This window comes from Pseudomonas sp. NPDC086278, from assembly GCF_050280905.1.
GTDB lineage: Bacteria > Pseudomonadota > Gammaproteobacteria > Pseudomonadales > Pseudomonadaceae > Aquipseudomonas.
In genome coordinates this window covers 69382-93129 of record NZ_JBNNWE010000009.1, presented here as the reverse complement: position 1 = coordinate 93129, position 23748 = coordinate 69382, and the positions used below count along the sequence as shown (strand labels likewise).

Sequence of the window (23748 nt, the reverse complement as noted above, 5' to 3'; positions counted from 1 at the left end):
GCCGCTCTCGGCAATCAGCACGCGAATGCCCTGGGCAGACAATGCCTGTAGGGCATCGACCAATTCGTCGTAGGCCTCGGCTGGCACACCTACTCAACCGAGGCACGCTGCGCAAGAAACTCAAGCAGTACGATTTGCTGTAAGCATTCAATCAAACCAGAAAGGCGCCCGCGTAAAACCGGTCGCCTTTTTTGCTGACTCCTTTGCTTTTGATGGAAATTGAAATGACCGACCAGACTACCCGCCTGCCGATCCGCCGCGCCTTGATCAGCGTCTCCGACAAGACCGGGATCCTCGAATTCGCCAAGGAGCTGGAAGCTCTGGGCGTCGAGATCCTCTCCACCGGCGGAACGTTCAAGCTGCTGCGCGACAACGGTGTTGCCGCAGTGGAAGTCGCGGACTACACCGGTTTCGCAGAGATGATGGACGGTCGGGTGAAAACCCTGCACCCGAAAATCCACGGCGGGATCCTCGGTCGTCGCGGTATCGATGACGCGATCATGAACGAGCACGGCATCAAGCCGATCGATCTGGTGGCGGTCAACCTCTACCCGTTCGAAGCCACCATCAACAAGCCAGGCTGCGACCTGCCGACCGCCATCGAGAACATCGACATCGGCGGCCCGACCATGGTCCGCTCGGCAGCGAAAAACCATAAAGACGTGGCTATCGTGGTGAACGCCAGCGACTACGCCAACGTGCTGGAAGGCCTCAAGGCCGGCGGCCTGACCTACGCTCAGCGTTTCGACCTGATGCTCAAGGCCTTCGAGCACACCGCTGCCTACGACGGCATGATCGCCAACTACATGGGCACCGTGAACCAGGCCGCTGAAACCCTCAGCACCGAAGGTCGCAGCGAATTCCCGCGCACCTTCAACAGCCAGTTCATCAAGGCCCAGGAAATGCGCTACGGCGAGAACCCGCACCAGAGCGCGGCGTTCTACGTGGAAGCCAGGCCTGCCGAAGTCGGGATCGCCACCGCGACCCAACTGCAAGGCAAAGAGCTGTCGTACAACAACGTGGCCGACACCGACGCCGCGCTGGAATGCGTAAAAAGCTTCGTCAAGCCAGCCTGCGTGATCGTCAAGCATGCCAACCCGTGCGGCGTCGCCGTGAGCCCGGACGCCGAAGGCGGCATCCGTCAGGCTTACGAACTGGCTTACGCCACCGACACCGAATCGGCGTTCGGCGGCATCATCGCCTTCAACCGCGAGCTGGACGCTGAAACCGCCAGGGCCATCGTCGAGCGTCAGTTCGTCGAAGTGATCATCGCCCCAAGCGTCAGCGCCGAAGCCCGCGCCATCGTGGCGGCCAAAACCAACGTGCGCCTGCTGGCCTGTGGCGAGTGGTCGGCGGATCGCGCCGCCGCGTGGGACTACAAACGTGTCAACGGTGGCCTGCTGGTGCAGAGCCGCGACGTCGGCATGATCGGCAGCGAAGACCTGAAAGTGGTGACCAAGCGCGCGCCGACCGAGCAGGAAATCAACGACCTGATCTTCGCCTGGAAAGTCGCCAAATACGTCAAGTCCAACGCCATCGTCTACGCCCGGAACCGTCAGACCATCGGCGTCGGCGCGGGCCAGATGAGCCGTGTGAACTCCGCGCGGATCGCGGCGATCAAGGCTGAGCATGCCGGGTTGCAGGTGGCCGGCTCGGTGATGGCGTCGGACGCGTTCTTCCCGTTCCGCGACGGTCTGGACAATGCGGCCAAGGCCGGCGTCACGGCGGTGATCCAGCCGGGTGGCTCGATGCGTGACAACGAAGTGATCGCGGCGGCTGACGAGGCCGGCATCGCCATGGTCTTCACCGGCATGCGCCACTTCCGTCACTGATATACCGATCCCCTGTGGGAGCGGGCTTGCTCGCGAAAGCGTCTGTTCAGTCACATTGATGCTGGATGTGCCGCCGCGTTCGCGAGCAAGCCCGCTCCCACATAAAGGCACCCCCAGCGGTGCAATCAAGAATTAGCGTCATCCGAGGTTTTTGAAATGAATGTTTTGATCATTGGCAGCGGTGGCCGCGAACACGCCCTGGCCTGGAAAGTGGCTCAGGATCCGCGTGTGCAGAAGGTGTTCGTTGCCCCAGGCAACGCCGGCACCGCCATCGAAGCCAAGTGCGAGAACGTTGCTATCGACGTGCTGGCCCTTGAGCAGCTTGCGGACTTTGCCGAGAAAAACGTTTCCCTGACCATCGTCGGCCCGGAAGTGCCGCTGGTGGCTGGCGTTGTCGACCTGTTTCGTCGCCGTGGCCTGGATTGCTTCGGCCCGACCGCTGGCGCTGCTCAGCTCGAAGGCTCGAAAGCCTTCACCAAGGACTTTTTGGCGCGCCACAAGATCCCGACCGCCGACTACCAGAACTTCACCGAGATCGAGCCGGCCCTGGCTTATCTGCGTGAAAAAGGCGCACCCATTGTGATCAAGGCCGACGGCCTGGCCGCCGGTAAAGGCGTGATCGTTGCCATGACGCTGGCTGAAGCCGAAGACGCCGTGCGCGACATGCTGGCGGGCAATGCCTTTGGCGATGCCGGCTCCCGCGTGGTGATCGAAGAGTTCCTGGACGGCGAAGAAGCCAGCTTCATCGTGATGGTCGACGGCAAGAACGTATTGCCGATGGCCACCAGCCAGGACCACAAACGCGTCGGCGACGGCGACACCGGTCCGAACACCGGCGGCATGGGCGCTTACTCCCCGGCCCCGGTGGTCACTGCCGAGGTCCATCAACGCGTCATGGACCTGGTGATCTGGCCGACCGTTCGCGGCATGGCCGACGAAGGTAACGTCTACACTGGCTTCCTGTACGCAGGTTTGATGATCGACAAGGCGGGTAATCCAAAAGTCATCGAGTTCAACTGCCGTTTCGGTGATCCTGAGACCCAACCGGTCATGCTGCGCTTGCAGTCGAGCCTGGTCTTGCTGGTTGAGGCGGCTCTGGCGCAAGCGCTGGACAAGGTCGAAGCGCAATGGGATCCACGTCCGAGCGTCGGCATCGTGCTGGCAGCCGGCGGTTATCCGGGTGATTACGCGAAAGGCGTGGCCATCAACGGTCTGGACGCCGCCGCGGCACTGGAAGGCAAAGTCTTCCACGCCGGCACGGCGCTGAAGAACGGCCAGGTGGTGACAGCCGGAGGTCGGGTATTGTGCGCAACGGCGATGGGCGCCAGCGTCGATGCGGCTCAGCAACAGGCTTACGCACTGGCGGCAAAGATTGACTGGGAAGGCTGTTTCTATCGCAAGGACATTGGCTACCGCGCCATTGCCCGCGAGCGCGGCGAAAGCCAGGAATAATCCGCCATTCGGCCAGGCAAGGGCGTCAGGCCCTTGCCGGAATATTCCGGCGCCGCGCATAGTTATAATCTGGCATCAACCTACGAAGGGATTTCGCCGTGCGCTGGCTCAGGATTGCCATAGGTTTCACCGTCACGTTGCTGACCTTGCTCTGCATGCTCCCGGCACAGGCCGCGCAGGGCAGTGGCTGGGCGGTATTGCTCGACGAACAGGGCAGCCTGCAACTCAGCGACATCCGTTCCTCTCGATACACCAATCAATTCAGCCCTATCGAACTCGACCGTCTCACCGCGGCCGAGCCCGATGGCGCGTTGTGGCTGCGCTTCAGACTGGCCCCCGGCAAGCACGAACAATTGCTGCGGGTATTCGCCCCCGACTTGTCACACCTCAATCTGTATGTGCTCGACGGCGACACGCTGATTGATCAACTGAACACCGGAACCGGGCAACCCCAGGCTGACCGCCCACTGCCCAGCAGCGACTACATGTTGCCGCTGCCGCAAATCGACAAACCCCTGGACGTGTACCTGCGCCTGGTGTCGGAGCACCAGTTAAGGCCTCACATCACCCTGCAATCGGCAATCACGTCCGCGGCCGATCAGAGCCAGATGCTGCTCTATGGCTTGCTGTTCGGTTGCATCGGGATGTTGACCCTGCACAACCTGATTCGCTACGCGTATACCCGGTCACGCAGCAGTCTGTGGCTAGCCGGATGCGAAGCGTTGCTGATGCTCAGCCTGATGCTGCTGCTGAACCTGGCAGGTGCCTGGCTACCGAACTGGCTCGCCCTGCAAACCCCCGGCGCCTATTTTGCGCTGCTGCTGACGGCGCCCTGCGGCCTGATGTTCGCCTACCGTTTTTTCTCTCCGCTCGGTCCGCATCCACTGAACAAGCTGCTGCTGGGGGACATTCTGTTCATCGTGGCCGGCGGCTTGTTGCTGTTGTTCGTCAACACCCTGCCGCTGAACATCATTACCTACGCCCTGGTCGCTCTGGCCGGCCTCAGCATGTTGTTCGTCGGTGCCTACCACTGGCAAAAGGGCTATCGCCCGGCGCGCCTGTTCGTGGCGGCGATGGTGGTGTTCAACATCGGCACGCTGATCATGTTGCCCGCCCTGCTGGGCCTGGCCCTGGTCGCCCCGCAAGTTCTGATACTCACGCTGCTGGCATTCATTTGCATCAGCGGCTTGTTGATGAGCATTGCGTTGGGTGAGCGTCAGCGCAGCATCACCGAAGACCGTTTCAGCGTCAGTCGCGACCTCGCGGCCAGTAATGCCGAGATCAATGCCAAGGCCGAATTCCTGGCGAAGATCAGCCACGAAATCCGCACGCCGATGAATGGCGTGCTGGGCATGACAGAGTTGCTGCTGGGCACGCCGCTGTCGGTCAAACAACGCGACTACGTGCAAACCATTCACAGCGCGGGCAACGAACTGCTGACGCTGATCAACGAGATTCTCGATATCTCCAAGCTCGAGTCCGGGCAGATCGAACTGGACGATGTGCAGTTCGACCTCAATGCCTTGATCGAAGACTGCCTGAGTATCTTCCGCGCCAAAGCCGAGCAGCAGAACGTCGAGCTGATCAGCTTCATTCAGCCGCAAGTGCCGCGCGTCATCAGTGGTGACCCGACACGCTTGCGTCAAACCTTGCTGAGCTTGCTGGAAAACGCCCTGAAGAAAACCGACGAAGGCGAGATCCTGATCGTCGTCGCGCTCGATGAACGCAGCGCCAAACCGCGCCTTCGTATCGCCGTTCAGGACAGCGGCGTGCCGATGGAGCCGGAAGAACGCGAAGCGCTGATGAACGCCGAACTGCACAGCAAGCATTTCCTCTCGGCGACCAGCCTGGGCGGCAACCTGGGGCTGGTGATTGCCCGTCAACTGATCCGCCTGATGCAGGGCGAATTCGGGATCAAAAGTGGCAACAGCCAGGGCAGCACGTTGTGGCTGACCCTGCCGCTGGACCCTGACCGTCTGGAGCATCCGACCTCCGACCTGGATGGCCCGCTGCAAGGTGCCCGCGTGTTGGTGGTGGACGATAACGACACTTGCCGCAAAGTGCTGGTGCAGCAGTGCAGCGCCTGGGGCCTGAATGTCAGTGCCGTGCCGTCCGGCAAGGAAGCACTGGCGCTGCTGCGCACCAAGGCTCACCTGCGTGATTATTTCGACGTGGTCCTGCTGGACCAGAACATGCCCGGCATGACCGGCATGCAACTGGCCGCGAAGATCAAGGAAGACCCGAGCCTCAACCACGACATCCTGCTGATCATGCTCACCGGCATCAGCAATGCACCGAGCAAGATCATCGCGCGCAATTGCGGTATCAAGCGCATCCTCGCCAAACCGGTCGCCGGCTACACCCTCAAGACCACGCTGGCGGACGAACTGAATCAGCGCAACAGAGGCCCGGCCGTGTCACAACATCTGCCTGTCGGCCCGACGCTGCCAGTCAAAGTGCCGAGCGATTTCCGCATTCTGGTGGCCGAGGACAACACCATTTCGACCAAGGTGATTCGCGGCATGCTCGGCAAGCTCAACCTGCAGCCGGACACCGCCAGCAACGGCGAAGAAGCCTTGCAGGCGATGAAAGCCCAGCGTTATGACCTGGTGCTGATGGACTGTGAAATGCCGATCCTCGACGGTTTCTCCGCCACACAGCAATTACGTGCCTGGGAAGTCGGCAACCAGCGTGTGCGCACCCCGGTGGTCGCGCTGACCGCACACATCCTCGCCGAGCACAAAGAACGCGCGCGTCAGGCCGGCATGGACGGGCACATGGCGAAACCGGTCGAGTTGTCGCAGTTGCGCGACCTGATCGAACACTGGGTGGCCCAGCGTGATCAGCAGAACCGCACGACCGCACCGACCTCCTGAGCCGACAGACCTCGCAGCGCCTGATAGACTCCCCATCGACTTCCCCTGACCTGCGGGCTCGCACCATGCTCCATGTGTTGTTCAGTGTTTACCTGAAGATGTTGGTGCTCTACAGCCCGTTCTTCGTGTTGTCCTGTTTCATCAGCCTGACACGCGGTTATTCGCGCAAGGAACAACGTCGCCTGGCCTGGAAAGTGGCGATTGCCACGCTGGTCTCCAGTGTTTTGCTGTACCTGTTCGGGCGAGTGATTTTCAGCGTCTTCGGCATCACCGTGGACGCCTTTCGCATCGGTGCCGGCAGCGTGCTGTTCATCTCCGCGCTGGGCATGGCCCAGGGCAAATCGGCGGTGCAGACCGACAACGTGCAGCAGGACGTGACCATCGTCCCGCTGACCATTCCCCTGACAGTCGGCCCCGGCACCATCGGTGCGCTGCTGGTCATGGGCGTGAGCCAGCCGCATTGGGACGACAAACTCACGGCGATTCTCAGTATTGCCCTGGCCAGCTTTACGGTTGGCGTAGTGCTTTATCTGTCCAACCGTATCGAACGCATTCTCGGCGACCAGGGCTTGCAGATTGTCAGCCGGTTGATGGGATTGTTTGTGTGCGCGCTGGCGGCGCAGATTATCTTCACCGGCGTGAAGGGTTATCTGGTGCCGTAACCCGCCAGCGCCGCCATGCCTTAAAAAGCCTTCTCGGCGATCGTGTCCAGATGATCGTGCGACATCAGCGCCTTGAACGATGCGCCACCGGACGCGCCCTGTTGCCGCAGCAACCGGGCGACGATTTCCGAGACCGCGCACGACCGGTAACCCGCGAGCGCAAGAAACACATCACCGCGCAACGTCACATCCGATGCGTACCCGCCTCGAAAGATCAGGCTGTGCCCACTGTCCGCATCCACGATCACCAGGTGCTCCCCCTCCAGGCTCGCCCACAACTGATCCGACATCTCGATGTCCCAGATCAGTTTTCCCGGGACCGAGGGCGCGTGATCCAGTGAATAGCGGCAATCAACGATCACCGACTCGAGTTGCAACCACGCGGCTCTGGAGAGCCGGCAGATCGTTGAGCCCTGACCCATCTTGAGCACCAGGACGTTGACATCATCCGCTATCAACGAGCGCAGATCCGCCCCGGCTTTCGGTCCTTCGACCACCAGGACTCCGGCGTTTCGCTCGATATAGTCCAGCGGCCCGACCCGGCTGGCTTGCGGGTAGGTGTGCAAAAAGCCGTCCCCGCGCTCGTGCAGCATCACATTGGTTTGATGGCGGGTGCCGACCAGTGTGTAACGCGCCGCCATCGCAGCCTTCGCAATGCCGATCAGCCTGCCGGTGCGGACCACATACCACTGCACGTTGTCGGGATCCTGGACGGACAGGAAATCGGCGCATCGATGTTCTTTCGCCAACACGGCCAGACCTTCACGCAATGCACCCTCCCGGGCAGCGACCCACTGGCTGTCGACACCGGTAATGATCGGTTGCTCGTTGTGTTGCAGGTCCATCTCCACGCCGTCGGTGGTGGTTGCCTTCAGGCCCGTTCCTTGCGCGGCCACATCGGCGAACGTCCACGAAGCCCACTCCTGTTGCGGCGCCGGCAATGCCTCGGCCGACACTACTTTGGTGCCCTGTGCGAATGCCGCGCTCAGACGGTCCGGCGCGATAAAGGGCTGGCGGAAAATCTTGCCGGCGCGCAGATCAAACAGCCAGACAGCCTGGTTGTCCGGGACAATGCCAAGCAACCGTACTTCGTTGCCATGCCCCAGGTCCGCGAGCAGCAAGCGATCATCCAGATAAAAGGCGCACACGGCATCGCCCTTCAAACCGGTCAGCCCCAGGATCGCAAAACTCGGGACTGGGTACTGCGTCGCCACGGCTGGCAGCGCCGACCACCACTGGGTTTGCCCCTTGAGCCACTGCTCGGTCAGCCCGCCAAATCGAAGGCGTCCGTCTGGGGTTATGTTGAAAAACAGACCGGAGTCGGTCAGGGCGAGGTAGCCCTGCTCAACGGCAACCACTTCTTTCAACCCGTCGGGGCTGATCACCCGGTCAGTCCATTGCAAGCGCCCCTCTACCCATGACCGGTGTCGACGCACCAGCGTTTGCGGGCGTTTGTCGTAGGTCAGGAAAGTGTCGCCTTCAGCCCCGGCAGGCGTGATGAGTAAAAGCTCGTTCAAGCCCTTGATCGAGTCAGCCCATCCGCGAGCGCGGCGACGAGGGGCCGGCGCACGGATAATCAAACCGTCACTGTCGCGGACCCAAACAAGATCCCGCCACTTGGCGTCCAACTGCCAACAAATCGATACCAGTGCACCGGGGAGCCAGTTCACCGTATGCGCCCGTGCACCGGGCATCACATACTCGCCGAGCACTAGCTTCCAGTCGGTCAGGGCATCGGCCTCCAACACAGTGTCCAGCGCCGGCGCCAGCCCCAGGGTGACAGAGCTGAGCCACACACGGCGGTCGTGGATCAGGTAAGTCAATTCGATCTGCTGGCCGTCCTCCCGATGGATATGCTGCACAACCTGCACAGCACCGCCGGCCACCGCGTCGCAGCGCTTGATGGTGGATTTTGCGCGAGTGACGAGTAATCGATAGCGCTGAAGCAAGATGCCGGTATTCGCATCGACCTGCCAGACGCTGTAGCTCTCGGGGTGATAGAAATACGCCGACTGCTCCAGCACTGTCCCCAATATGACCTCGTTGGCCAGCAAGACATCAGGGTCGCGTATATGCAGGAAGCGATCCTGCGCCGAGTCGTAGTAAGCCGTGACCTTCCTGGGTTCGTCCGGATTTTCGAACGGCACCACAAACTGGTGGACGGGAATGTAAGGCAGCGCGAGGCGATGCTCATGAGCCAGCGTTCTGAAGTGATCCAGCAGCGCCTGTTCACCGAGCGCCGGATCAGCGTCCTCTTCGACGACCACCATTAGCCCGGCGACCAGATCTACCCGCATGATTTTGTTACCCGCCAGCTTGAGCAACACCTCGTGGGCGCCACTGCCGCTGAACGTCACGTCTAGACCGCTCGAAACGAGTCGCCCCCTCGGTTCTATCCGCACATCGGATTCGGCCAGCCAAGGCGCCAGCAGTAACCAATGCATGGCGGTATGACCGGGCGCGCGCAGGTCGAGGCTCACCCCTGGACTGAGCAGTACGGAACATTGAGCACCGGCCCCTTCTATCCGATAGGCAATTTTCCCCTGCCACACCGTCGGCAACGCAGGCACCACCAGCGAACGTTCGCGGTTATCGAGCAGCACATCAAACGTCGTCGGTTTATAGACCGGTTTCAATTTATTGACGACGTACTCACCGGGAAACGAATAGAACGAAAACAGAAATTGCCACTGTCCCTGCTCATTCTTTTTCTCCAGACGACGGGCCGTGTCGAAACCATGGGCATGGCGAAGCGTGACAAATGGCAGCAGTTTGTACTCGTAGCCGTAAAAGGTCTTCGGTGTGCACGGCAGGACAATCGTCTGTCCAGCCTGCGGCGAAAAATGCGCCTGGGCCGGCAACTCGAGGCCTTGGCGGATATCAACGGCGCGGGTGTAATCCACCTCGAAATCCGGCACGCCGAAGTGGTCCCGCAGCGGGAACAATTTCGGACTGTCGAAACGGACGCTGGATGCACGTAAATCCACAGCGTTGAATACCATCAACGGATGGGGTAGCCAGGCGTTCGACGCCTTGTCCAAGTGGTAGCCGCCGTCCCGGTGAGCCTTTTCCAGGCCTTCGAAAAACAGACCGACTTCCTTGGCTTCCTCGGCAATGGTCGCAAAGCCTTCGGCTAACGCGGCAATGCCCACTGCCAGCCCGCCGAGGATCACTCCGGCGCCGCCCAGCACAGCGGCCGCCGTACCCGCGCCCACGAGTGCCGCCCCCAGACCGGCGGCGCCCAACACGGCACTGGCCGAATCGAACGCCAACTGCGTCCCGAACTGTGCCTTTTCAATGTCGTTGGTGGCGTGGCTCAACTGATAAATATCGAAGCCGACGTTGACCAATCCCAGCACCATGCCGACGCCTTCGTTGGCCACATGCCCCAGGGCCTTTTGCACTAACGGCGCACTGGTACGGGCGATCAGCTTTTCATCAGCCAGCGCCTGACGTACCAGTTTCACGATGCCCGCCACATCCACCACGTTGCCATGCACCAGCTGGGCATAGTTGACGTAGGCATGCAGACGAACGGCGGTGGTCAAGGCCTTGTCACTGCCGCCCGCCGCGCTTTCGTGATGACGCAGCGCGTTCATCATGGCTTGCAGGGTAAACCCGGCGTTCAGGGTGTGGACCGCGCCGGCTTCTGTCGTATCCGTCGGATTGAGCGCGGCATGGGGCTCGGCCACCAGCGAATGGAAGGTTTGCGAGAGGAAATTCCTGATTCTCAGGAAGCGGTGATCACCCGTGGTGACACGCTCGATGACTTGCGGTTTGGCGGGGTCGACCAGACTGATTTTGTAGGTCCCGGCCGGAGTGATTTCCAGTGTTTCGAACAGTGCGACAGTACCCGCCGACAATCCATGCTGTTGCTGCAATTGCCGCGTTGCCTGGGCGATCTGCGCGCCCCACCAGTGGGCATCGAGTTGCAGCAGTGAACTGCCCAGCGCCGGGTTGTTCATCAGTGACTGCCCACGGGCACTCGCCAGCCGCTGCCGAACCCGTGGCGCCTGCTCAGGCAAGGCGTCCGAGGCTGACAGGCTGGACACGCGAACGCCCGACGGCAGCACCTGGTCATTGAGTCGGGCAGCGTCGAGTTCAATCAAATCAAAGGACGGACGATCAGGCTGCCCATAGGCGCCGTAGTGCCTGGCCATTTCTTTGCCAACGAAAAAAAGCGTCAGAGCTTCGCCAAGCGCGTTCGCGGTATCGAACTCGAAGACGCCAAAATTCGGATCGTAGAAATGATAGGTGTGACTTGCGCCGTCGAGCGTTTTGGCGACCAGCATCGAGTGGTTGTCGGAATTGAGCATCAACGTTCGGGGGCTGGCTTTTTCTTCCAGCGATGCGATGACTTGCGCCAGATCGGAGCGCATCACCACCCCGCCCAGGTCATGGATATCGGTGTCTCGCAACTCCTCGATAATGCTGACAAATGCCGTGGACTCGCGGGTGTCAGGTTCAATCACCGCCAGGTAAAACCGCTCACGCAGGATGTTGGCCGCGCTACTGCCCTTATGGAGCGCCGCCGCCATGGCCAGTGCCAGCGGGTAACAACGCCCGGCGATCCGGTCTCCGCCGCCCTGAAGCAGCAAGTCTTGCGGCACCAGTTTGAAACTGCCGTGATCGAAGCTTTCCAATACTTCGGTCATCCGCTCACCAACGCGGTCACGGTATTCGAGCGTGGCAACCTGCTGAATCCGGGCCACTTGGCGCCCCCATTGAAACAGCGTCAGTGGCTGCTCGAACGACTTCCTCTTCAGCTCGACACTGGTCTCGGACAACCCCGCCGAGGGCAGCGTTTCACTCGCCAACCCCGCTTCAAACGCCGGAAGACGTTGCTTGAACAACTCCCGCTCAATAGCGCCGTACCGGTGCGATACGCCCAGTTCCGACACCGTATTGGCGAGGTTTTCCAGCCCGGCGTTGACCGCGTCGAAGTTGCGTTGGTCCATTGCCCGCGCCCCCAGCAACGAGCCGATCAACAGCCGCTGCAAAGGGTTCAACTGCTCGACTTGCAGGACGCCCTTTCCCAGTTGGTAAAGCAATTCATCGAGTGGCAAGTCACCGGGCGATGCATCGCCGAGCGACGTCGGCGGGGGCGCGATCTCCTGCGCGACTATGGACTGGCGATCGTCAAACCCCAGCTGCAATGGCGTGTCGAACGTCACCTCGCCAGCGGTTCGTTGGCTCATCGCTTGCAGAAACGGCTCGCCAAGCTGTTGCGCAAGGGTCTGCAATATTTCGGTCGACAACACGTGTCGCCCCTCGATGACAGGCCAGCCCCGGTCGAAATAAACGGTTTGGCTCTCCAGCAACTGGTCCAGTTTGCCGACATAACGCGCTTTGAACTGCCCGGCCTCCCACCGTTGTTTTTCTTTAATGAGCCACTGGGCGGTGTCGCTTTCGTTTTCTTTCCAGGAGTGGTCCAGCTCCTCCTCGGTGGCGCGGTTGACCGTTCCGGCAGCGGCGATAGCCACTTCCGCACGCCAGGCATCGGCTGCTCGCGGGGTGAAATGCACCCTGGCGTAGTCCGCGATCGCGTCGCGCATCGCCGCCGGCCCGGTCAGGTAGATCGTCACTTCGCTCTGCGGGCGAATGCCGTCGCTGTAATAGCTCGCGGCGGCTTCCACCAGAAAGCTGAGCGACAACTCTTCGTCTGGTGACAGCTCGCGCAACGGGCCGAATTTTTTCTCGATGACCTCCAAAGCCAGTTCACTCATGGCTTGGGCGTCGGTAAAAACGACTTTTCTCTCAATGGCCAAGCGGGCCGTGGCATCGACCATTTCATAGTTGAGTTTGAAACGTTCGATGACCGCGAGCAGCATCGGCGATCCGGCATGAGCCATCAGGAACGCATTGCTCAGGCTGTGCTGTTCCGCGACCGCTCGCAGCCCATTCGGACGGACAAGGCGTTCTGTCGGCGGGCTGAACACCCGGGACATCTCGGGGCGACTGTTGGCAAACAACTCCAGCGCCGCGCGGTGCTCTTGGGGGATCGCCTCAAAATAGCTTGTGTACTTGCTGCGCAGTGCCTGCCGGCCCGGCATCCATTCTGGATTACGATCCAGCAGCAGCTGCAATACGCCCAGACGCGCATCGGTGCCAAATTGGCTGATATCCACCCCGCCCAGGGTTTCCAGAAGAGGCGGCAGGTTATCGACGTCCGCGTAATGCCCACCTTCGGCCATCAGGGCCTCGGCGCGAACCACATCGGAGGCGGCGGCGAAATTTCCACGCAGGCTGATTTCCCGTTCGTAAATAGCCTGCAAGTGCAACGACGTCTTGTTGTTCGCCAGGTCATGGAGTTCAACTCCGCCCTCGCCCAAGGCCGACAGGCTCAAGCCGTTTTTATCCCTCAGGGCTTTCAGCCGTGTTTCGTCCTGGCCATAACCACGGACCAGCAGATCAATGCGTGCATCATCCGGTTTGATACCACGCGCAACCGCTTTATTTATATGCGCGAACATTTGCTGTTTGAGAACAATCACTCGTTCTTCATATTTATCACCCAGCGCATAGGCCGAATCGCTGGTATATCCGCCATTGATCATGGCGTCGGCTTTTGCCGCTTCGACAACAATTCTATTCGTTTCATAAGCCAGCAATGCGTCGCTGTCATACCACAGCTTTACGGTATAACCCTGCGCGGCCAATACCTTGTTCCAAACATTAATGTAATCGCGCTGGATATCCCCGAGCCCACCACCGAGCCAAACAAAGTGCAGGTTCTTTGGCACTTCAGTCGCCGCGGCAGTCAACTGTCCAATACTGGTGGCCAGACGCTGGTGAAAACCTTCAACCCGTTGCTGAATTTCAGCCAGGCCCGGCGCATCGCCGACGTCCGGGGTCGGTTGTGGCTGAGCCCCCGCCGCACGGCGGCGGCGCCTACCGGGTTCAATTAATGTCGCAAGTGCCTCACGCAACAAACCCAGCGGCGCCAGCATTCTTGGATAATCGAGCACGCCGATACAACCGAAGTAATACCGGAACACCGCCTCATACGCCTCGGTTCCCTTATGTTCCTGTAAGGCTTGTTCCAGATCAGACAGTTTGAACAGATCAATAAAACTGACATACCCGTTGGCAGCACGAACTTCCTGCTTGTTCATAAAACACACTTCCCTGTTGAAAAACCAATGGCCGTTTATATTAAAGCGCTGAAACCCTAACCGAAGTCAGTTCACGCCTCAAAAAAAGAAAACCGACAATTAGTTACCGACAGCGCCGTCGACAAACAAACACCGTGAACAACAGCAGGCGTGCAATCAATGCAAACAAAAAAAGACAACGACCAACTAAAACGCCATGACCGGGACACTTGAATTTAAATGATTAATAATTAAAAGCGGCTTCGCCGAAGCCGCTTTTAGTTACGAAGTTGGTTTTTCGCCATACCAGCGCGGCGTATACACCCACTCGCCACCGTCGGCCCGGGGAAATACGCAGGTGGTCGAAGAACCGATCAACACCATGGTGCGCATGTCGACCTGGTCCGGGGTCAACTGCCCCAGTGTCGTCACGCGCAAGGTCTGTCCCGGGCGACCGATATCCCGGCCCAACACCACCGGCGTCGCGACGCTGCGATGCTGCCCGACAATCTCCAGTGCCCGCCCCAATTGCCACGGACGTGACCGCGATATCGGGTTGTAGAACGCCAGCGCCAGGTCGGCTTCGGCCGCCAGGTCCAGGCGCTTCTCGATAATCGCCCACGGCTTGAGGTTGTCCGACAGCGACATCACGCAGAAGTCATGGCCCAGCGGCGCCCCGGCCTGGGCCGCTGTCGCCAGCGAGGCGGAAACGCCCGGCAGGATTTCCAGTTCAACGGTGTGCCAACCCGGCTCACTCGATTCGTGCAGTGCTTCCAGCACCGCCGCCGCCATGGCGAAAACACCGGGGTCGCCTGACGATACAACCACCACCGAGCGCCCTTGGGCCGCCAATTCGAAGGCATGGCGAGCACGCTGCATTTCTTCGCGATTGTCGGTGCAGTGCAGCACCTGGTCGGCGCGGAACGGCCCGGCCATGCGCACGTAGGTTTCGTAACCCAGCACATCGTTGGCCCGCGCCAGTTCGGTCTTGACCGCCGGCACCATCAGTTCGGCGGCACCCGGGCCCAGGCCGATCACCGCCAGACGACCGCGAGGACGACCGATGTGCGCAAGGTTCAACGGGGCACTGGCGACCGAAATGGCGATGCTGTTGTCAGCCCACACCACGGCTGCGTCTGGCGCCGCCTGGCGGGCGAGTTCGCTGACATCGGCGCCCCCCGAGGCAAACCGTAGCGGCACATTCAGCTCCAGCGCCGCTTCGCGCAATACAGGGTTGGCCATTTGCAGATCGCTCGCCAGCAGGCACGCCACCGATTGCCCGGCGATTTTCGCCTGCCGCAGCGCCGCGCGAACGGTCGCTGGCAAATCGTCCGCTGCGGCATTCACCGCCACCAGCACGCTAAGCGGGTAGATCAGCAATTCGTTGGCCGCCGGCACGCGCTCGGCACTGCCGACGTGGATCGCCAACGACGCCTGCGGGTCTTGCGGCAACTGCGCTGGCGCCAGCCAGGGCGCATCGCCTTCTATACGCACGCGTTCGCCCGCCAGCAAATCCGAGACAAAACGCTTGCCCAGTTCCAGATCGCCAAGCGCGTAACCGCTGGGGGGATTGAGCAGGCAGGTGCCGAAACGCAATTCACCACTGGTGGTGATCGCCGCACTGACCTCAAGAGCGGCGGCAATCTCGCGCGCCATGACGTTCACGCCACCGAGGCCGCCGAGCAGCGGCACCACGGCGCTGCCATCTTCGGCCACGGCCAGCACCGCAGGCTCGGCGCCCTTTTCCAGCAGCAGCGGCGCCAGGGTACGGATCACGATGCCGGCCGCGCACAAGGCAATGATCGGCGTGTCCTGTTGATAAAACTCGCGCAGGGTGGCGCCGAATTCGTGATAGACGCGGTCGGCGCCCTCAACCCGTTCGGCCAGGCCATGGATCAACGCGCCGGGGTACAGCCGTTGAATCTTGCGCGCGGTCGCGAGGCTGCCGTTGCCGAGAATGACAATCGCCGGAACTGGACGGGACATCAGCCTTGCCACCTTTCACCGGGAACGATGATCAACGAGAAATACGGCGAGGACATGGGCTCGACCTGATCCAGCGGGACGATTTTCTGATTGGCCATGGTCGCGCGTTCGACGTACAACGCGCGCTCCGCCAGACCCAGTTCTTCGAGCACTTGGCGGACCTTGGGAAAGTTGCGCCCCAGCTTCATGATCACCGCCGCATCGGCATCGGCCAGTCGACGCTTGAGGTCGTCATGCGGCAGCACGCCGGACAACACCGACAGACTCTGATTGCGATACACCAGCGGCGCGCCCAGCACCGAAGCGCCGCCGAGCATCGAGCACACGCCCGGCACCACTTCGGCTGCGTAGCGCTCGGCCAGGCGATCGTGCAGGTACATGTAGGAGCCGTAGAAGAACGGATCGCCTTCGCAGATCACCGCCACGTCCCGGCCGGCGTCCAGGTGCGCGGCGAGTTCTTCGCCGGCCGCATCGTAGAAATCGCTGATCACTTGCTCATACGACAGCGGCGCCGGCAGGGCTTCGGTGGTCACCGGGTACACCAGCGGCAGCAGCGTTTGCGCGTCCTGCAAATGCGCTTCGATGATGCCGAACGCATTGCCTTTTTTGCCCTTGGCGACGAAATACGCCACCACCGGCGACTCGCGCAGCAAGCGCAGGGCTTTGACGGTAATCAGCTCCGGATCACCGGGGCCGACGCCCAGGCCGATCAAGCGTCCAGGTTGCTGCATCATTCGATCTCCGTGGCGAGAGCGTTGACGGCGGCGGCGGCCATGGCGCTGCCGCCCAGGCGGCCTTGCATGATCACAAACGGTACGCCGCGACTGTCGGCGGCCAGCGCGGCCTTCGATTCAGCGGCGCCGACGAAGCCCACCGGGAAGCCGAGAATCAGCGCTGGTTTCGGTGCGCCGGCGTCGAGCATTTCCAGCAGATAAAACAGCGCGGTCGGCGCGTTGCCGATCACCACCACGGCGCCTTCCAGGTGTGGGCGCCACAACTCCAACGCGGCGGCGGAGCGGGTATTGCCCAACTCGCGGGCCAAATCCGCGACGCTTTCATCACGCAGCGTGCAGATAACCGGGTTGTTGGCCGGCAACCGCGTGCGCGTGACGCCTTCGCTGACCATCCGCGCATCGCACAGGATTGGCGCGCCGGCGGCCAGCGCCTCACGCCCGGCCTTGCCCGCACCGTCGGAAAATTGCAGGCCGTCGATGGCATCGACCATGCCGCAGGCGTGGATCACCCGCACCGCGAGTTTTTCCAGATCGGCCGGGATGCGGTCGAGGTTGGCCTCGGCACGAATGATCGCGAAGGAGTTGCGATAGATCTCCTGACCGTCGCGGATGTAATCAAGCATCTAAGGGGCTCCGTGAGCGGGCGTCGAGCAAGGCTGCGACCGCTTCAATAGTAAGATTGCGGGCGTGCAGCGCGCCGAAACCCGGCTGTGCTGCATCGCGAAAATAGAGGTCGTAGTGACCGGGAGAAACCGCCAGCAACGTGACCGGCGCACTGTGCGCCGCCGCGCAGGAACGCGGGCAGCCGGACAGGTGCACGCTCAGTGTCTGGCCGTCACGTTGCAGCAGCGCCGCCAGTGATCGGGCATCGCCCTTGGTGTCGGCCAGGCCTTTACCGCAACCGCTCGAACCGGTGCAGGCAATCAGGTGCGCCAAGGCATCGGCGGCCGAGCACCGCAAGCCGAGCCGTTCGAGAGCATGGATAACCTGCGGCGAATCGTCGGCATGGATACCGGGAAGTAACAGGCTCTGCCATGGGGTCAATCGCAGCGTGCCGTCGCCCTGTTCGCGCGCCAGTTGCGCAGCGCCCCTGAGCATCGCCGGATCGAGGCGGCCGAGTGGCGGCACCGCGCCGACGTACACACGATCAGCGTCGCGCTGAGGATGCGCGCCGATGTGCAAGTCACCTCGATTCGCCGTGCGCTGCCAGCCCTCGACGGGCATCAGCGGCACACGTTCGGCCACGCGAGCGAGAAAGTCGTCGAGCGCACATTCGGCAAGCAGATGCCGCAGGCGAGTCTGTTCGGGACGCGCCATTTCAAGAAACAGTTCCAGCACCGCCACGACCAGGGCATGGCCTTGCTCCAGCGGCACCGCCGCCGCTGGCAGGTCCACCAGACACCCGGCCAGACCGAAGGCGAACACACGCTCGTCCTCTCGCCCGGCAACGGACAACCACAGATCATGCGGATGCTCGAGCATCGCCAGCGCTTCGCCGCCATCGAGTTGCACGGCGAACTTGGCGCTGAGGTCGTGCAAGCGTGCATCGTTTTGCAGCGTGGCGAGAATCTGCTCGGCCAACGGGCGCGTATCGCACAGCATCTGCGGATCAATCCCGGCAGTTGGGCTGAGCATCACGTTGCGTACATCGTCGCCCGCCGCGCTGCGGGGACCGAGCCCGGCGGCCATCAGGCTGTCGATCAGGGCGCGGTGTTGACTGCCGATCCCGCGAATTTGCAGGTTGGCGCGGTTGGTCGCCTCGATCACCCCGCCGGCAAAACGTTCGGCCGCATCCGCCACCGCGTCGGCCTGGGCGGCGCTGATCGAACCGCCATTCAACTTGATCCGGCAAATCCCGCCATCCAGTGCCTGGACAATACGCAGCAACCCCGGGCAGGCCGAGGGGCGTAAGGCGTGGGACATCGGGCGTTCGTTCAAGGGGGCGGCCGGCTAGGTGGGAAAGGCGCTTCGCGGGCGAAGGCGCGGTATTATGCCTGCTTTGTCGGGCGGCATGAAAAGCCTGCCCGTCGGAACAGTCCGTTTGAGGACTATTTTTGAGGACGGTAGATGTCACCCTGGCTGACGGTAGTGGGAATCGGTGAAGACGGCTTCAAGGGCCTGGGCAGGAACGCCCGGCATGCTCTGCTGCGGGCTTCGCGGATCATTGGCGGTCAGCGGCAACTGGATTTGCTGCCGGTGTGCATCCGTGGCGAGCGGCAATTGTGGCCCAGTCCGTTTTCCCTTGAACCGGTATTGAAGCAGCGCGGCGAGCCGGTTTGCGTGCTGGCCAGCGGCGATCCGATGTTGTTCGGCGTCGGCGCCAGCCTTGCCCGGCAACTGCCCGACGAAGACATGCTGATCCTGCCGGCCCCCTCCTCCTGCTCGCTCGCGGCGGCGCGCATGGGCTGGCCGTTGCAGGACGTGGTAACGCTCTCGATCGTGGCTCGGCCCATTGCGGCGCTTAATGCGCAGGTGTTCAGCGGCGTGCGTTTGCTGGTGCTGAGCAACGACCGCCACAGCCCGGCCGCCATCGCGGCGCTGCTGCGCGAACGCGGTTTTGGTCCCAGCCGTCTGAGTGTGCTGGAACACCTGGGCGGTGCCGCCGAGCGGCGCATCGATGGCCTCGCCAGTGACTGGAATGAATCGAACATCGCCGACCTGAACCTGATCGCCATCGAGTGCATCGCCGAGCCGGACGCACCGCGTCTGTCCCGACTGGCCGGCCTGCCAGACTCGGCTTTCAAGCACGACGGTCAATTGACCAAGCGCGACGTGCGCGCGATCACCCTGGCGCGCCTGGCCCCGGTGCCCGGCGAACTGCTGTGGGACGTGGGCGCCGGCAGCGGCTCGATCGGCATCGAATGGATGCGTGCGCACCCGACGTGTCGAGCATTGGCCATCGAAGCCGATGCCGGCCGCCAACAGTTGATCGAGCACAACCGCGATGCCCTCGGCGTTCCCGGCCTGCAATTGACTCGCGGCAGCGCGCCACAGGCGTTGGCCGGGCTCGAACGTCCGGACGCGATTTTCATTGGTGGCGGCGTGACCCGCGACGGCGTGCTCGACACCTGCTGGGCGCAACTCAAACCCGGCGGCCGACTGGTCGCCAACGCGGTGACGCTGCAAAGCGAAGTGGCGCTGATGGCCTGGCGCGAGCGCCACGGCGGCGAGCTGACGCGCATTCACGTCGCCCAGGCGCAGCCACTCGGGGAGTTCGACACGTGGCGTCAGGCGTTGCCGATCACCTTGCTGGACGTGACGAAGCCTTGCGATGCGTGACGAAACCGCCGAACAACCGGCGCCGCTGCGCAGCGGCCTGACCACGGGTAGTTGCGCGACCGCGACCAGTCTGGCGGCGGCTCGCCTGTTGTTGGGCGGACTGAGCGCTGACGCCGTCGAGATCGTTTTGCCCAAGGGCAAGCAGGTACACATGCGCCTGGAGTTCTGCCGACTGATCGAGGACGGCGCCGAAGCCGGGACGATCAAGGATGCCGGCGATGACCCGGACGTCACCCACGGCGCCTTGCTGTATTCCCAAGTGCGATTGAGCGCCGAACCGGGTATTCGCTTCAGCGCCGGACGAGGCGTCGGCACCGTCACCCGGCCGGGGCTGGTGCTGGGGGTCGGCGAGCCGGCGATCAACCCGGTGCCGCGCAAAATGATCACCGAGCACCTGACGTTGCTGGCCGAAGAACTGGGTTACCGGGGCGGTTTCGCGGTCACCGTCAACGTCGAGGACGGTGAAGCGCTGGCGCTCAAAACCATGAACCCGCGCCTGGGCATTCTCGGCGGCTTGTCGATTCTCGGCACCAGCGGCATCGTCCGGCCGTTCTCCTGTGCGGCGTACATCGCCTCGATCCACCAAGGCATCGACGTCGCCAAAACCAACGGATACCTGCACATCGCCGCGTGCACCGGCAACGCCAGCGAAGACACCATGCGCCGGGTCTACGACCTGCCGGAAATCGCCCTGATCGAAATGGGCGACTTCGTCGGCGCCGTGCTCAAACACCTGCGCAAAGTGCCGGTGGCAAAACTCAGCCTCTGCGGCGGTTTCGGCAAAATCAGCAAACTGGCGGCCGGGCACATGGATTTACACAGTCGGCACTCCAGCATCGACCTGCCGCAACTGGCCGAATGGGCCGCAGCGATTGGCGCCGATCAGGCGTTGCAACACGGGATTCGCGCGGCCAACACCAGCCAGCAAGCCTTGGCGATGGCCAGCGCGGCGGGCATCGCCCTCGGTGATGCGGTGTGTCAGCACGCGCTGGACTTTGCCCGCAGCGTGGTGCCGGCGCAGGTTCAGGTTGAAGTGTTTGCCATCGATCGCCAGGGCGGGATTGTCGGCCATGCGGGAGCTTTTCAATGAAGCGCATTCTGCTGCTCGGCGGCGTGACCGAAGCCCTGGCCATCGCCCGCACGCTGGGGCCAGAACATGTCTACAGCCTGGCCGGCGTCGGTCGAGTGCCGACGGACCTGACCTGCCATGTCCGCGTCGGCGGCTACGGCGGCGCCGAAGGTCTGGCGCGGTTCATTCGCGAAGAGCGGATCGAGCTGCTGCTGGACGCGACCCATCCGTACGCCGCGCAAATCAGCCACAACGCTGCAACCGCCGCACAGTCGAGTGGCATTGCGTGCTGGGCATTACGGCGTCCGGCCTGGCAGCCACAGGCCGGCGATGACTGGCGCGAGATCGGCGACTGGGCCGAACTGACCGAAGCCCTGAAACCCTTCCGCCGACCGCTGTTCACCCTCGGCCGCGAACCGTTGCAGCACTTGCACGAAATCCCGCCGGAACAATTCTGGACCTTGCGCGCCCTCGACATTTACCCCGGCAACGAACGCTGCGAAGTCATCGGCGCACGCGGGCCGTTTTTGATCGAGGATGAACGCGAACTGTTTGAACGTCGCCAGATTGATGTGCTGATCAGCAAGAATAGCGGCAGCACCGCCACCGAACCGAAACTGGAAGTGGCGCGCGAGCGTGGGGTACCGGTGTTGGTATTGCGGCGGCCGGTGTTGCCGGGGGTTGATCGGGAGTTTGGGTCGGTGGCGGATGTACTGAGCGCCCTGATCACGGAAACCGCCCCATAACCTGTAGCCGCTGGTGAAGCCTGCGTTTGGCAGTGCCTGCAAAAAATGCGCAACGCCCTACCTATCTATCGGACCTCACCCACAGCAGCATCAAAATCGGCTGACTCGTCGGATGGTGCTCCCGCCCCTATATTTGCGAGCCACACCTGCGTAGCACTCGGAGCATCTGATGACTGAAGAATTCTCTCGTTTCGATATCGCGGAGTTTCTCCATACACCCTCCGATATGTGGAACTACCTCAAAGCTTGTGAAGTTGAAGATTCGGGAGACGGACGTTTTATCCGTTTAGCCTTCAGAGACGTCAGAAAAACCATCAGCGCACGAATTCAAAGTGACCCGGGGTTTGCTCAAGCAATTCGAATCGAAGTCGCTACACTCTTTCGTAATGGCGAGTTGGAACTGGCTCAAAGCATGATGAACCTGTTAACGAAGGCGCTGCGACACCACACCGCACGCCGCCTTTTTACTTATCGGCCCTGATCAGGCTAAATAGCCGCGCCTGATCGCCCACCCAACGGATTTTGTCCCATGTCCCGACAACGGCTCGCAATTGCCTGGATCGCCTGCTTTGCAGTGCTGTTCAACATGCTCGCCATGCCGATGACCGGAGCCATGGCGCAGTCGGCGAAATCACCCGCCGAGCAGATGTTGTGGGGCAGTTTCTGTACGTCCAGCGGCACGAAAATGGTGGCGATCTCCTTGGGCACGCCGGAGCAAAATGCGCCGCAGAGTGACGAACATTCCAACATGCAGCATTGCTGGTGCTGCTCGGGTTCTGCGCCGTTGGTGGCATTGCCGGGGCATGTGCCTCAACTGTATTTCGCGCGATTCGCGGCTGATCGAAGCCTGCCCGCCGCTTCTCTGGACACACCGACACCGCGCCAGCAATGGCCGAGCCTCAACCCCCGCGCTTCCCCTCTGGTGTGATGCCTTCTCGCAATTGACCTGCGTCTTGAATCACTCTGGAGAACTGCCATGTTGAACAAACTCATCGTTCTGGCCGCGCTGCTGCTGCCTGCCTGCTTTGCCAATGCCCACGAATACAAGGCTGGCGAACTGGAAATCGCTCATCCCTGGTCGCAAGAATTGCCGCCCAACGCGCCGACCGTCGCGGCCTATTTCGTCATTCAAAACAACGGTAAAACCGCTGACCGCTTGCTCAGCGTCGACTCGCCGATTGCCGGCGAAGCGCAGCTGCACGAGCACCAGATGCAGGACGGTCTGGCGAAAATGCGCCAAGTGCCGAGTGTCGATATCCCGGCAGGCGGCAACGTTACGTTTGCGCCAATGGCCTATCACGTGATGTTGATCGACCTGAAAGACCGCAGCCTGTTGACCGACGGCAAGCGTTTCCCGCTGACGATGCATTTCGAAAAATCCGGCAACGTGACGGTCGAAGTGGCGGTGCAGAAAAAAGCTCCGGACGGCATGCAAGAACATATGCACGCCCAGTAAGCGCCTGAGCAGACACCGCCATGCGCCCGCTTAGCGCCAGGTCATCCGCACACCGCCGTCAGTCATCCGGCTTGACGCGCGGCAGCTGGATCAGCCTGTTCGCCATGTTGATGATCTTTATCGGCCCGCTGATTTCTCAGTCGATGCCGATGGATCAACGCGCCTCGGCGCTGATGCAAGCCTCCATGAACATGTCGATGGACATGAGCATGGACATGTCGGCGATGGAGCACGCCGACCACGGCGCGCAACCCGCCGCCGAGCACTGCCCACCCGAAGCCTCGCACCATGCGCTCTGGGAAAAATGCGGCTATTGCAGCCTGCTGTTCAATTGCCCGGCGCTGACCGGCGGCCAATCCTTCGTCGCGTTCGACACCCCCAAAGCCAACACTTTCACCACCCCCTCACCCCGCCTGGGCCACGCCCGGCAAACCTTCTTCCCCGGCGCCCGCACCCGCGCCCCGCCCATCGACGCGTAGACACCCACGCCGACCTCACACGGTTCGAAGACAACCACCGCAACCTGTGGGAGCGGGCTTGCTCGCGAAGCGGGAGTGTCAGT

The 23748-nt window shown here is 62.0% G+C and carries 16 protein-coding genes and 1 pseudogene; 11 read left to right on the top strand and 6 right to left on the bottom strand.

The window, feature by feature from the left end; genetic code table 11:
• A pseudogene (locus tag ACQKP4_RS04925) lies at positions 1-93 on the bottom strand (glycine cleavage system protein R); the annotation flags it as partial.
• A gap of 131 nt (positions 94-224) precedes the next feature.
• Between ACQKP4_RS04925 and purH the strand changes: the two are divergent.
• The 4 genes from purH (at position 225) to ACQKP4_RS04905 (ending at position 6822) form a co-directional block, all read left to right on the top strand.
• Positions 225-1832 carry a bifunctional phosphoribosylaminoimidazolecarboxamide formyltransferase/IMP cyclohydrolase gene (purH, locus tag ACQKP4_RS04920; RefSeq protein WP_427630958.1) on the top strand — a complete coding sequence of 536 codons (1608 nt, stop codon included), beginning with the start codon at positions 225-227 and terminating at the stop codon, positions 1830-1832.
• 156 nt (positions 1833-1988) lie between these two features.
• Positions 1989-3284, top strand: coding sequence for a phosphoribosylamine--glycine ligase (gene purD, locus ACQKP4_RS04915; protein WP_427630956.1), 1296 nt, complete (start codon positions 1989-1991; stop codon positions 3282-3284).
• A gap of 98 nt (positions 3285-3382) precedes the next feature.
• Positions 3383-6160, top strand: coding sequence for a response regulator (locus tag ACQKP4_RS04910; protein ID WP_427630954.1), 2778 nt, complete (start codon positions 3383-3385; stop codon positions 6158-6160).
• Positions 6161-6225: 65 nt separating this feature from the next.
• Entirely contained in the window at positions 6226-6822 is a 597-nt protein-coding gene (locus tag ACQKP4_RS04905; protein ID WP_096513619.1) for a MarC family protein, read from the top strand.
• A gap of 20 nt (positions 6823-6842) precedes the next feature.
• Here the strand turns inward: ACQKP4_RS04905 and ACQKP4_RS04900 are convergent, their stop codons facing one another.
• From ACQKP4_RS04900 to cobG, 5 genes are all read right to left on the bottom strand, one after another.
• Positions 6843-13937 carry a TcdA/TcdB pore-forming domain-containing protein gene (locus tag ACQKP4_RS04900; protein ID WP_427630952.1) on the bottom strand — a complete coding sequence of 2365 codons (7095 nt, stop codon included), beginning with the start codon at positions 13935-13937 and terminating at the stop codon, positions 6843-6845.
• A gap of 261 nt (positions 13938-14198) precedes the next feature.
• On the bottom strand, positions 14199-15902 hold the full coding sequence (gene cobJ, locus ACQKP4_RS04895) for a precorrin-3B C(17)-methyltransferase (RefSeq protein WP_427630950.1): 1704 nt from the start codon (positions 15900-15902) through the stop codon (positions 14199-14201).
• On the bottom strand, positions 15902-16633 hold the full coding sequence (locus tag ACQKP4_RS04890) for a precorrin-2 C(20)-methyltransferase (RefSeq protein ID WP_427630960.1): 732 nt from the start codon (positions 16631-16633) through the stop codon (positions 15902-15904). The genes cobJ and ACQKP4_RS04890 overlap by 1 nt, the downstream gene beginning before the upstream one ends.
• Positions 16633-17259: a precorrin-8X methylmutase gene (locus tag ACQKP4_RS04885; protein ID WP_427630948.1), complete on the bottom strand. Its 627-nt coding sequence runs from the start codon at positions 17257-17259 to the stop codon at positions 16633-16635. The genes ACQKP4_RS04890 and ACQKP4_RS04885 overlap by 1 nt, the downstream gene beginning before the upstream one ends.
• Complete coding sequence (cobG, locus tag ACQKP4_RS04880) at positions 17252-18559, bottom strand: precorrin-3B synthase (RefSeq protein WP_427630946.1); 1308 nt, start codon at positions 18557-18559, stop codon at positions 17252-17254. The genes ACQKP4_RS04885 and cobG overlap by 8 nt, the downstream gene beginning before the upstream one ends.
• Positions 18560-18703: 144 nt before the next feature.
• Here cobG and cbiE point away from each other — a divergent pair, with 144 nt between their 5' ends.
• From cbiE to ACQKP4_RS04845, 7 genes are all read left to right on the top strand, one after another.
• The gene (gene cbiE, locus ACQKP4_RS04875) at positions 18704-19915 is read left to right on the top strand and encodes a precorrin-6y C5,15-methyltransferase (decarboxylating) subunit CbiE (protein ID WP_427630944.1); all 1212 of its coding nucleotides are present in this window, start codon (positions 18704-18706) and stop codon (positions 19913-19915) included.
• Positions 19908-21005 (top strand): cobalt-precorrin-5B (C(1))-methyltransferase, encoded by a 1098-nt coding sequence (locus tag ACQKP4_RS04870; RefSeq protein ID WP_427630942.1) that lies wholly within the window; start codon positions 19908-19910, stop codon positions 21003-21005. The genes cbiE and ACQKP4_RS04870 overlap by 8 nt, the downstream gene beginning before the upstream one ends.
• Positions 21002-21730 (top strand): cobalt-precorrin-6A reductase, encoded by a 729-nt coding sequence (locus tag ACQKP4_RS04865; RefSeq protein WP_427630940.1) that lies wholly within the window; start codon positions 21002-21004, stop codon positions 21728-21730. The genes ACQKP4_RS04870 and ACQKP4_RS04865 overlap by 4 nt, the downstream gene beginning before the upstream one ends.
• 169 nt (positions 21731-21899) lie before the next feature.
• Positions 21900-22211, top strand: a complete 312-nt coding sequence (locus ACQKP4_RS04860; RefSeq protein WP_427630938.1) for a hypothetical protein — start codon at positions 21900-21902, stop codon at positions 22209-22211.
• Positions 22212-22259: 48 nt separating this feature from the next.
• Positions 22260-22658 carry a DUF2946 domain-containing protein gene (locus ACQKP4_RS04855; protein ID WP_427630936.1) on the top strand — a complete coding sequence of 133 codons (399 nt, stop codon included), beginning with the start codon at positions 22260-22262 and terminating at the stop codon, positions 22656-22658.
• A 48-nt stretch (positions 22659-22706) separates the two neighbouring features.
• Positions 22707-23186 carry a copper chaperone PCu(A)C gene (locus ACQKP4_RS04850; protein ID WP_427630934.1) on the top strand — a complete coding sequence of 160 codons (480 nt, stop codon included), beginning with the start codon at positions 22707-22709 and terminating at the stop codon, positions 23184-23186.
• 20 nt (positions 23187-23206) lie between these two features.
• Positions 23207-23665, top strand: a complete 459-nt coding sequence (locus ACQKP4_RS04845; protein WP_427630932.1) for a DUF2946 domain-containing protein — start codon at positions 23207-23209, stop codon at positions 23663-23665.
• Positions 23666-23748: the final 83 nt, after the last annotated feature.

What these genes read in the sequence shown, in the direction of transcription:
- ACQKP4_RS04870 (WP_427630942.1), top strand. Translation starts at nt 19,908, where the DNA reads ATGCGTGACGAAACCGCCGAACAACCGGCGCCGCTGCGCAGCGGCCTG.
- purD (WP_427630956.1), top strand. Translation starts at nt 1,989, where the DNA reads ATGAATGTTTTGATCATTGGCAGCGGTGGCCGCGAACACGCCCTGGCC.
- ACQKP4_RS04860 (WP_427630938.1), top strand. Translation starts at nt 21,900, where the DNA reads ATGACTGAAGAATTCTCTCGTTTCGATATCGCGGAGTTTCTCCATACA.
- ACQKP4_RS04900 (WP_427630952.1), bottom strand. Translation starts at nt 13,937, where the DNA reads ATGAACAAGCAGGAAGTTCGTGCTGCCAACGGGTATGTCAGTTTTATT.
- ACQKP4_RS04905 (WP_096513619.1), top strand. Translation starts at nt 6,226, where the DNA reads ATGCTCCATGTGTTGTTCAGTGTTTACCTGAAGATGTTGGTGCTCTAC.
- cobJ (WP_427630950.1), bottom strand. Translation starts at nt 15,902, where the DNA reads ATGTCCCGTCCAGTTCCGGCGATTGTCATTCTCGGCAACGGCAGCCTC.
- ACQKP4_RS04885 (WP_427630948.1), bottom strand. Translation starts at nt 17,259, where the DNA reads ATGCTTGATTACATCCGCGACGGTCAGGAGATCTATCGCAACTCCTTC.
- ACQKP4_RS04865 (WP_427630940.1), top strand. Translation starts at nt 21,002, where the DNA reads ATGAAGCGCATTCTGCTGCTCGGCGGCGTGACCGAAGCCCTGGCCATC.
- ACQKP4_RS04845 (WP_427630932.1), top strand. Translation starts at nt 23,207, where the DNA reads ATGCGCCCGCTTAGCGCCAGGTCATCCGCACACCGCCGTCAGTCATCC.
- cobG (WP_427630946.1), bottom strand. Translation starts at nt 18,559, where the DNA reads ATGTCCCACGCCTTACGCCCCTCGGCCTGCCCGGGGTTGCTGCGTATT.
- ACQKP4_RS04850 (WP_427630934.1), top strand. Translation starts at nt 22,707, where the DNA reads ATGTTGAACAAACTCATCGTTCTGGCCGCGCTGCTGCTGCCTGCCTGC.
- ACQKP4_RS04855 (WP_427630936.1), top strand. Translation starts at nt 22,260, where the DNA reads ATGTCCCGACAACGGCTCGCAATTGCCTGGATCGCCTGCTTTGCAGTG.
- cbiE (WP_427630944.1), top strand. Translation starts at nt 18,704, where the DNA reads ATGTCACCCTGGCTGACGGTAGTGGGAATCGGTGAAGACGGCTTCAAG.
- purH (WP_427630958.1), top strand. Translation starts at nt 225, where the DNA reads ATGACCGACCAGACTACCCGCCTGCCGATCCGCCGCGCCTTGATCAGC.
- ACQKP4_RS04890 (WP_427630960.1), bottom strand. Translation starts at nt 16,633, where the DNA reads ATGCAGCAACCTGGACGCTTGATCGGCCTGGGCGTCGGCCCCGGTGAT.